The following is a 2140-nucleotide window of genomic DNA, read 5'->3' on the forward strand; positions in this document are numbered from 1 at the left end:
GTGCGTCCAGCAGGACAGGAGGAGGGGCTGTGAATGTGAGCAGCTGATCTTTGTGTTCGTAAGCTCGTCGTCGCCTGCCGGTGTGAGTCCGGTCCGGGTAGCTGCCAGGAGGCCCGGTAGCAGGCTGGCGGCTCGGTCTGGAAACGGGTCGGGTCGAAGCCCAGTGTCAAAAGCCCTGAAAGAGGGGGAGCGACGATACGGTCCGTAGCATGAAGCGAAGCCTGCGGCGTCGTTAATGTAACCCGCTTTCGGGTGGGGATCAGGGAGTGCCGAGCCCCCTCCATCAGGGCGAAGGCCATGGAAGGCGCTGAAGACCTGGACGTGCAGGCGCTGAAGGACTCCCCGGCGTATGGGGCGCGGAACGTATCGAGGGTGACGGCGGGAACTGGAGAGGCCCTCCCCGGCCCGGTGATCTGCGGTTGGTGTCACTGGAGCGGCGTGTCCTATAACCGGTATTCCGGGAAATGGATGGCGTGCCGGGTGGGCGTCGGAGGCGGCCGTAGTACTGCTTGAGTCGAGCGGACAACACAACCGCCGGTGAGGGAAGGGCCGCTGCTTCGTCGATGTGTCTGCTGTTATGGAAGGGCTCGGTGAGTGCCCACGTGGCTAGTCCCGCCGCTTTGGGATCTGTTCGGTCAGATCTAGTTCGTGCCTTGCAGCATGCGCTTTACCGGGCGGCTAAGGCCGATCCCGGACGACGGTTTCATGCGCTGTGGGACAAGGTCTATCGCAGAGACGTCCTGTGGCGTGCGTGGGTTGCGGTGCGCGCCAACGAGGGCGCACCGGGCGTCGACAAGATCACCCTGGCCGAGGTCGAGGAGCACGGGGTTGCCCGGCTGCTTGATGAGTTGGCCGGCGAGTTGAGGAAGGGGCGGTATCGGCCGCTTCCGACCCGGCGGGTCTTTATCCCCAAGCCGGGTGTGGAGGGTGAATTGAGGCCGCTGTCGATTCCCTCGGTTCGTGACCGTATCGTGCAGGCTGCGGTGAAGATTGTGCTGGAGCCGGTGTTCGAGGCGGACATGCTGCCGTGCTCGTTCGGGTTCCGGCCGAAACGTGGTGCGCACGATGCCCTGCAAGTGCTCATTGATGAGTCCTGGCGGGGGCGTCGGTGGGTGGTCGAGACGGATATCGCCAACTGCTTTTCGGCGATACCGCAAGAGAAGTTGATGCAGGCGATCGAGGAACGCGTTTGCGACCAGTCGGTCCTTAAGCTGCTGCGCGCGATCTTGCGTGCGGGAGTGATGGAGGACGGGCAGGTCCGGCGGCTTGTCACGGGCGCGCCACAAGGCGGAGTTGTCAGTCCCTTGCTCTGTAACGTGTACTTGCATCGGATTGACCGGGCATGGGACGTGCGCGAGTACGGGGTATTGGTTCGCTTCGCCGATGACGCGCTGGTGATGTGCAAATCCCGTGCGCAGGCCGAAGCCGCGTTGACGCGGCTGAGGTCACTGCTGGCCGAACTCGGTTTGGAACCGAAGGAGGCCAAGACGCGGATAGTGCATTTGGAAGTCGGTGGGGCCGGGTTTGATTTCCTCGGATTTCACCACCGGCTGATCCGGGCGACCGGCCGCCGTAACCACAGGTGGTCGGTCACGTTCCTCGCTCGCTGGCCTGCGGACAGAGCCATGAGGCATGCTCGGGACCGGGTCAGGGAACTGACGTGCCGGTCGCGGCTGCTGCTTCCGGTCGAGGTGATCGTGGATGAGGTGAACCGTTTTTTGCGCGGCTGGGCCGCGTATTTCCGGTTCGGTAACTCTGCGGAGCATTTCGAGCAGATCATGTATCACGTGTGGATGCGGATGGCATTGGTCATCGCTAAGCGTCATAAGCGCAGTCGCGCGTATGGCTGGTCGGTGCTGGCCTATCAGTCTCCGGATCACCTTGGACTGATCTCCCTGTCGGGAACCGTTGTTGCTCCCAGGCCTTTCAAGGACTGGCGGGAGAAACCGAATGCCAGGCGGTGAACGGCGTCGGTAAGCCGTGTGCGGGAGAACCGCATGCACGGATTGACGGGCGGGAGCTGGAAACGGAGTAACCTGACCATGGTCACTGGGGCGGCACAGCCGACCGGGAAACCGGCGGAAGAGAGACCTCAGGCCCTATCGTCAGGGATTGCCACCGCGCCAGCTCCCGACCCTCC

Annotated in this window: 1 protein-coding gene; it reads left to right on the forward strand. The window is 63.4% G+C overall.

Annotation, left to right across the window (positions count from 1 at the left end):
• The first annotated feature begins 653 nt into the window (after positions 1-653).
• The gene (gene ltrA, locus HKK72_RS38760; RefSeq protein ID WP_222721681.1) at positions 654-1964 is read left to right on the forward strand and encodes a group II intron reverse transcriptase/maturase; all 1311 of its coding nucleotides are present in this window, start codon (positions 654-656) and stop codon (positions 1962-1964) included.
• Positions 1965-2140: the final 176 nt, after the last annotated feature.

The sequence above is a fragment of the Actinomadura sp. HBU206391 genome, from assembly GCF_014323665.1.
Classification (GTDB): Bacteria; Actinomycetota; Actinomycetes; order Streptosporangiales; family Streptosporangiaceae; genus Actinomadura_C.